At 69.2% G+C, this 7,221-nt stretch carries 7 protein-coding genes; 2 read left to right on the top strand and 5 right to left on the bottom strand.

The features are described from left to right. Positions 1-283 precede the first annotated feature (283 nt). The 3 genes from E1261_RS41625 to E1261_RS41615 form a co-directional block, all read right to left on the bottom strand. Positions 284-1,444, bottom strand: coding sequence for a lysophospholipid acyltransferase family protein (locus E1261_RS41625; RefSeq protein WP_132415283.1), 1,161 nt, complete (start codon positions 1,442-1,444; stop codon positions 284-286). Next, on the bottom strand, positions 1,437-2,444 hold the full coding sequence (locus tag E1261_RS41620) for an NAD-dependent epimerase/dehydratase family protein (protein ID WP_238176779.1): 1,008 nt from the start codon (positions 2,442-2,444) through the stop codon (positions 1,437-1,439). The genes E1261_RS41625 and E1261_RS41620 overlap by 8 nt, the downstream gene beginning before the upstream one ends. A gap of 96 nt (positions 2,445-2,540) precedes the next feature. Then, positions 2,541-2,642 (bottom strand): 30S ribosomal protein bS22, encoded by a 102-nt coding sequence (locus E1261_RS41615; protein WP_008356322.1) that lies wholly within the window; start codon positions 2,640-2,642, stop codon positions 2,541-2,543. A gap of 109 nt (positions 2,643-2,751) precedes the next feature. Between E1261_RS41615 and E1261_RS41610 the strand changes: the two genes are divergently transcribed. Further along, complete coding sequence (locus tag E1261_RS41610; protein WP_132415281.1) at positions 2,752-3,432, top strand: class I SAM-dependent methyltransferase; 681 nt, start codon at positions 2,752-2,754, stop codon at positions 3,430-3,432. Here E1261_RS41610 and E1261_RS41605 read toward each other — a convergent pair. After that, the gene (locus E1261_RS41605; RefSeq protein WP_132415279.1) at positions 3,429-5,204 is read right to left on the bottom strand and encodes an AfsR/SARP family transcriptional regulator; all 1,776 of its coding nucleotides are present in this window, start codon (positions 5,202-5,204) and stop codon (positions 3,429-3,431) included. The two genes, E1261_RS41610 and E1261_RS41605, sit on opposite strands and share 4 nt — an antisense overlap. 55 nt (positions 5,205-5,259) lie before the next feature. Here E1261_RS41605 and E1261_RS41600 point away from each other — a divergent pair, with 55 nt between their 5' ends. Continuing rightward, complete coding sequence (locus tag E1261_RS41600) at positions 5,260-6,129, top strand: alpha/beta fold hydrolase (protein ID WP_165952826.1); 870 nt, start codon at positions 5,260-5,262, stop codon at positions 6,127-6,129. On the opposite strand, the gene E1261_RS45665 is transcribed toward E1261_RS41600, so the two are convergent. Continuing rightward, the gene (locus E1261_RS45665; protein WP_165952825.1) at positions 6,098-7,090 is read right to left on the bottom strand and encodes a hypothetical protein; all 993 of its coding nucleotides are present in this window, start codon (positions 7,088-7,090) and stop codon (positions 6,098-6,100) included. The two genes, E1261_RS41600 and E1261_RS45665, sit on opposite strands and share 32 nt — an antisense overlap. Between the last annotated feature and the right edge of the window lie 131 nt (positions 7,091-7,221).

Here is a 7,221-nt window from a genome sequence, read left to right as displayed (position 1 = left end):
CCTTGAGCCCCCACCAACCACGCCCCGCCCCGCAAAACGGTCGAACCGTGCCCAACGTCGTACCGCAACACCTTGAGCACCGCTCAACCACAATCCGCGCGGCGAAATGGTCGAGGCGTGCTCAACGTCGCGCGGGCAGCACCTTGAGCACGGCTCAACCAACGCGCGCGCGGCGAAATGGTCGAGGCGTGCTTTACGTTGTACGGCGGCGCCTTGGGCGCCGGTCGACCGTGATTCGCCGGGTTGAGTGAGTGAACGGTGCCCAAGGTTGGGCAGGGGTGGGTCAGAAGAAGACGCTGCGGCGTTGGACCAGGAGGGTGTAGAGGGTTTGCTGGATGGTTTCGCGGACCTGGTCGGTCACGTTGAAGACCAGCATGGGGTCGTCGGCGGCGCCGTCGGGGAACTCGTCGGTGCGGATCGGTTCACCGAACTCGATCAGCCACTTGGACGGGAGTGGGATCAGGCCGAGGGGGCCGAGGAGCGGGAAGAACGGCGTCACCGGGACGTAGGGGACGCCCATCAGGCGGGCCAGTGAGGAGAGGTTGCCGACGAGCGGGTAGATCTCCTCGGCGCCGACGATCGAGCAGGGCACGATCGGTACGCCGGTCCGCATCGCCGCGCTGACGAAGCCGCCGCGGCCGAACCGCTGCAGCTTGTAGCGCTCGCTGAACGGTTTGCCGAGTCCCTTGAAGCCCTCGGGCCAGACACCGACCAGGTTGCCCTGGCGGAGCAGGCGCTCGGCGTCGTCGTTGTTCGCCAGGGTGGCGCCGCCCTTGCGGGACCACTCGCCGACGAACGGCGTCCGGAACACCAGGTCGGCCGCGAGCGTGCGCAGCGGCCGGTTGGTGTGGTCGGCGACGATCAGCTGGGTGATCAGGCCGTCGAGCGGCATCGTGCCCGAGTGGTTCGCGACGATCAGCGCGCTGCCGGTGTCCGGGATGTTCTCCACCCCGCGCACCTCGACCCGGAACCACTTCTCCGCGAGCGGCCGCAGCATCGGCAGCAGGATCTGGTCGGTCAGGTCGGAGTCGAAACCGAACTCGTCGACCTCGTACTCCCCCGACAGCCGCCGGCGCAGGAACGCGAACCACTCCGCGATCCGCCGCTCGCCATCCGCCCCGAACATCTCGCGCACAACCTTCTCGAGCGCGGCAAAGTCCAGCCCGGCAAGCCCAGCCAGATCCGGCCCCCGCCCCTCGGCCCGCGTGCTGCTCTGGGCGTCGGCGGCGGGTGCGGGCAGTTCGGTCACCGTCTGGTCGACAGTTTCGGCCGCCTTCGCTCCGGCCGCCTTCGCTCCGGCGGACTTCGCCTTGCCAGGCTTCTTCCGCCGGGCTGCGTCCGGCCCCGCGAGAGCGCGAGCAGCGGCGGACGGCGTCGTACGGCGGCCGCTGCCTCGGCCGGGGCGACCACCGGAACCGATCGGGATCACGTCCGCGTCAGCCACGCAACGCTCCGAGCCCGCTCGTCAGCAGCGACGCCACCTGGCTGGCCGCACCCGGACCGAGCGCTCGGCGGAACTCGGCGAACGCCTCGGCCGTCGTGTACTGCGGCTCGAACCCGAAGGTGCTCCGCATCCGCGTGGTGTCGACCACCCGGCCATACGTGAGGAAGGTGATCTGGTCCGGCGAGAAGTCCGCCAGCCGGGCACGCCGTACGGCGGCCGCTGAGCTGGCTGCGGTGAACGGAGGCAGCCGCAGCGTCGGCCGGCCGAGCCGCCGGATCGCCTGGGACAGCGCGAGCACGCCGTCACCGGCGAGGTTGAAGGTGCCGGGCAGATCGTTCACCGTGGCGTGGTGGATGGCCTCGACCCCGTCGTCCTCGTGCAGGAACTGCAGGCGTGCGTCGTACCCGAAGATCGTCGGTACGACGGGGAGCCCGAAGTAGCGGGTCATCGGGGAGTCGGTCTTGGGGCCGATCCAGTTCGCCATCCGGAGCGTGGTCACGCAGACATCGGGGCGGCGCCGGGCGAATCCGCGCACATATCCCTCGACCTCGACCGCGTCCTTGCTCAGACCGGTCTGATGGATCGCGCGCGGCGCCATCTCCTCGGTGAACATGGCGGGGTCGCGGGGACCAGCGCCGTACACAGTGGTCGACGACTTCACGACCAGCTTGGCCACGCCGGACGCCTTCTGACAGGCAGCCAGCAGCTGCATGGTGCCGATGACGTTGATTTCCTTCATCGACGACCGGCCGCCGGCGCTACCCGGGGTGGCCACCACGCCGGTGTGGACGACAGTGTCGACGTCCTCGGCAGCGATCACCTTCGCGATCACGGGGTTGCGGATATCCGCTCGCACGAACCGGACCCGGCCCAGCTCGGCCCGTGGCGGAACCACGTCGACGCCGAGCACCGTGCCGATCGACGGATCGTCGGCCAGCCTGCGGGCACAACGAGCACCGGCGTCTCGCGAGACGCCGGTCACCATTACCACCTGTGCCACGAGAAGCCCCCAGCCAGACAGCAACAAACCCCACTGAACGCCGCGCCGCCCTCATCAACTGGGGCGCGGCGGACCCAACCTCGGAGAAAGGTGGGGCTACTTGCCGAGCTTGCGGCGCTGAACCCGCGTCTTCTTCAGCAGCTTGCGGTGCTTCTTCTTCGCCATACGCTTGCGGCGCTTCTTGATTACGGAACCCACAGTGGACCATCCAAACTCAAAGAGAACGTCGGCAAAGCTTACCCGTACGTATCGTCGTGGACCTAAAGCGGGCCTTGGGTAGGGTGGAGATCACGCCTGGGGAGGCTCCATGAACACTGTCATCAAGGCCCGCTACGACGGTCTGGCCGACTGGTACGACGACCGTTTCGTAGTCGGCGCGGAGCCACATCAGCCAGGTCTGCTCGGGCTGCTCGGCGAGGGCTCCGGCCCGTGCCTGGACATCGGCTGCGGCACCGGCCGGAACTTCGAAACCATCCGCGCGAGCGGCCGCGAGGTCGTCGGCCTCGACTATTCGTCCGATCAACTGCGCCTGGCGCGCACCCGCACCGACGGCCCGCTGATGGTCGGCGACGCGGCCGCGCTGCCGTTCCCCGACGAGTCCTTCGACACCGCGATGGTGATGTGGATCTCCACCGACGTCGACGACTTCGGCGACGTACTGCGCGAGGCCACTCGCGTCCTGCGGCCGGGCGGCGTCTTCATCCAGTACGGCGTGCACCCGTGCTTCAACGGACCGCATGTCGTCTACAATCAGGAAGACGACAGCCGGACGGCACACACGACGTACCGGCAACCCGGTTGGCACGAGCCCGCGCCCTGGTGGGGTGAAGGCGGCATTCGCCAGCACATCGGCATGAACCACGTCCCCCTCGCCAACTACCTCAACGAGTTCCTCACCACCGGCCTGACCCTCGAGCGCTTCATCGAGCCCGAGGGGCCCGGCGTCCCGCACGCCCTCGCCGTACGCGCCAGGAAGCCCGTGGTCTAGAAGTAGCTGGCGATCGGCCCGAGAGTGAGCAGGCCGGACTGGCCTCCTGCTTGTTCGGCTGCGGCAGGAGCCAGTACGGCGCGCGCTCGGGTGTGCGTTTCGTCGTCGCCGCGGGTGGTGGCGGCGCGGGCGATCAGGGTCCAGTGGAGTTCGAGGAAGAGGCCCGGCGGTGGGTCGGGGGTGTGAGAGTCGGGGTGGATGTAGGGGGCGTGGGGGCCGTAGTCGGCGTCAGGGACAGGCGTTCCGTGGCGGATGGCCTGGACGGCTAGGGCCAGTGGGAGTAGGCCGGCGTCCAGGCCCGGCATGGCGGTGGCGGGGTGCTGGGCGGCAGCCTGCCGGTAGGCGGCGGGGGTGTCGGCGCGGAGAGCGTCGTACCAGCGGGTGAAGACGCCGACGAGTGGGGAGTCGTGCCGCGCCGCGAGGTCGTCGGCGGCGGCAGAATGGTTGTCGGCGGCAACATAATCGGCGACCGCGCAGGCGGACTGCAGACGGATCAGATGTCCAAGAATCTCGTACGCCGGGAGTGCGTGGCGCTCGGCGAGAGCGATCAGCTCGGCGCCGATCCCGTCGCGAACCACCGACTGGCCGGGCCGACGGCAGGACTGGATGAAGACACCGTTCAACGCGAAGGCGAGGACGGCCGGGTCGTCCAGAGTGCGCGCGATCTGCTCGGCCTCCCGAGCGGCTTCCAACGGTCGCGCGGCACTGGAACCCCTTGATTCCAAGGCGATTGTGGCCAGCAGCCGGGCGCGCATCGTCGGGTGATCCTGGGTTGGCAGTACCCGCTCAGCAGCACGGACGATCGCCGCGGCCTGTGCCTCGTCGTCCGACCGCGTCCAGATCGCCGGTACGTCGTAGGCCCCGATCACCCGCGCGACCAGGTCAGCATCACCGAGCTCCTCAGCGGCCGTGATCGCGGCCAGCCGATGCCGCCGTACCTCGGCCAGCTCACCGGTCACCGCGAGACTGCGCAGCAGCCCGACTGTTGATTCCAGCTGAGCCCGTGCACCCGCAGTCCGCTGATAAGCAGCAGCTGTCGCGGACCATACCGATGCCGGTTGCAGGTGCTCGGCCTGGTTGAGGATGTCCTCCTCGAGCCGCGCCAGCGCCGGTCCGGGGTCAATGCCTAGCTGTGCGACCAGCATGGCGCGGGCACGCCGCAGTACCGCCAGTGCGTCGCCCTGCCGACCGGACTGGTAGAGCGCAAGCGCCAGGAGCCGCCAGCCCTCCTCACGCCACGGATGGTCGGTCACGTGTGCGTCCAGCTCAGCTACAGCCGCCGCAGCCTGTCCTGAGGTCAGCCGCGCCGCCCCAAGCCGCTCTACCGCCAGCAAGCGCAGCTCGGTCAGCCGGGACCGCTCCCCCTGCGCCCACGGCTCATCCGCAAAGTCGGCGTACGCGGGACCGCGCCACAACCCCAACGCGGTCTCGTACTCCCCCGCCTCAACAGCCGCCTCAAAACGCCAGGCATCGACCGCACCGGTCCGCAGCGCGTACCCGGGCCCCTCGGTCACCAGCAACTGCGGCTTGCTCCGCGGCGCTCGGTCCGGCTCGAGAGACCGGCGCAGTGCGGCCACAAACGTCCGCACGGCGCTCAGCGCACCATCCGGCGGATCCGGCCAGAGGTCGTCCACCAGCCGCGTCGCAGGTACCACTCGGCCACGCGCCACGATCAGTCGCGCCAGCACCGCACGATGCCGCGGCCCCTTCAGCGCAACCGGCTGCCCTGCATCGTCCCAGGCCACCACCGGCCCGAGCACCCCGAACTCCACCCGCTCACCGTAACGTGCTCATCCAGCGCTCATCCGCATCCGCAACCCTGACCGGGTGAAGATCAACGGATTCGAGTACCACCAGCTCCCCGGCGCCGACGGCGTCACCCTCAACGTCGCAGTCGGCGGCAGCGGTACGCCGGTCGTCCTGCTGCACGGCTTCCCGCAAACACACCTGATGTGGCGGCACGTGGCCACGAAGCTCGCCACCGAGCACACCGTCATCTGCCCCGACCTCCGCGGCTACGGCGCCAGCGACAAACCGGCCGACGGCTACGCGAAACGCACCATGGCGGCGGACATCGTCGCCATCGCCCAGGCGCTCGGGCACTCGACGTTCGCTGTCGCCGGTCACGACCGCGGTGCTCTGGTCGCCTTCCGGGTAGCCCTCGACCACCCCGAGGTCGTCACACACCTGCTGTCCCTCGACGTACTCCCCACCCTCGACATGTGGGACGTCCTGCACGGCACCACCGCAGCCGTCGGATTCCACCTCTTCCTGATGGCCCAGCCGCCCGGCCTCGCCGAGACCTTGATCGCCGGCGCTCCCGACACCTTCTTCGGCCACTTCCTCGACATCTGGACCAAAGACCCGACCGCGATCCCGGCCGACATCCGAACGGCGTACCTGGATGCGTCCCGGGCCGCCATCCCGTCGATCGTCGCCGACTACCGCGCCTCCGCCACCATCGACGTCACCCACGACACCGAAGACCTTGCCGCTGGCAACAAACTCCGGATGCCCGTGACCGTCATCCAGCAGGACTGGGGTTCCGCCCTAGGCTTCGACGCTGCGGCGCTGTGGGGCGCGTGGGCTCCCGACCTCGTCCACCAGACCACCACCGCCGGCCACTTCCTCGCCGAAGAACGCCCCGAAGAAGTCGTCACCGCCCTCAAGGACCTGCTGAACCGACAACTCGCCTGATCGCCAGGGCCAGCAAGGCGAGCGCTCCGGCCGCGAAGAGCAGATTGCCGACCAGGTCGAGCCCGGGGTCCGTCAGCTCAGGCGGAGTCTCCGGGAACGCGTTCCAGGCATACGTCAGCAGTGCGCCACCTGCCAGCGCCAGCCGCTGCCCAGCAGCCCAGCCAGGACTTGCCGACCAGTACCGCACTGCCGCGATCACCGCCACGGACAACACCAGGTAGCCGCCGACGAGAATCCAGCCCAGGTGGTCGTTCGAGCCACCCGTGACCGCGAACGCCGATCCGGCGACCAGCGAACTGGCAACCAGCGACACAGCACCCACCGACCAAGCGGACGGCGCCGGCCGCCCATCGACCGCCCGGACCTCCAGCCGATGACCGAAAGCGAAGGCCAGGAAAATCACGACCAGCACCGCGATACCGGCTCCGGCGAACTGCGCGGGCGACGCCACGAACGGGTCATCAGCCAGCGTGAACGCGGACATCACCCCGGCGCCGAGGACGAACAGCAGTCCCGTGATCACCAACCCGGCGTTGCCCAGCCAGGGCGTCGTACGCCGGTCAGGCGTCAGCGTCTCGACCAGTGCGATCGGCACCGCGATGCTCCACACCACGTGCAGGAGCAGCACGAACACAGTCCACCACCCACCGAGCTGCACCCCAGCCACGTACGCCGGCTCATGCAGCGCCAGGCCCGCGTAGTCCGGGTTGAACAAGGACTGGGTGGCCAACCCCTCCTCGACAAGCCCGTAGGCGAGGGCGAGGAGCAGGATCGTCCACCACCCGCGGCCCATCCGCCTGGTCACCTCACGAATCAGCAGCGCACCCCCGCCGTACATCGGCGCCAGCACGATCGCCCCCGCGATCCGGTCGAGCGAGATGTATCCCGGCAGGAACTCGGCCACCAAGGGAGTCAGCACGACCAGACCGGCCGCGGGAAAGAAAGCTCTTTTGTGTCCCATGGAAACAGTTTACATCGGACACAATCACCCGAAGGCGCCGTCACCGGCACCAGTCGCCCCGAGTTGCTGCGCTCCGGCTGGGAATCGGGCGGACGGGCGGGCGGCGTACCGACGGACGGGTAGTGGTGGGG

Origin of the sequence: Kribbella albertanoniae (genome assembly GCF_004348455.1) — a bacterium.
GTDB lineage: Bacteria > Actinomycetota > Actinomycetes > Propionibacteriales > Kribbellaceae > Kribbella > Kribbella albertanoniae.
This window is presented reverse-complemented; position numbering and strand designations above follow the sequence as displayed.

Excerpts from the sequence above, each read along its gene's own strand:
- E1261_RS41610 (WP_132415281.1), top strand. The coding sequence starts at position 2,752 with ATGAACACTGTCATCAAGGCCCGCTACGACGGTCTGGCCGACTGGTAC.
- E1261_RS45665 (WP_165952825.1), bottom strand. The coding sequence starts at position 7,090 with ATGGGACACAAAAGAGCTTTCTTTCCCGCGGCCGGTCTGGTCGTGCTG.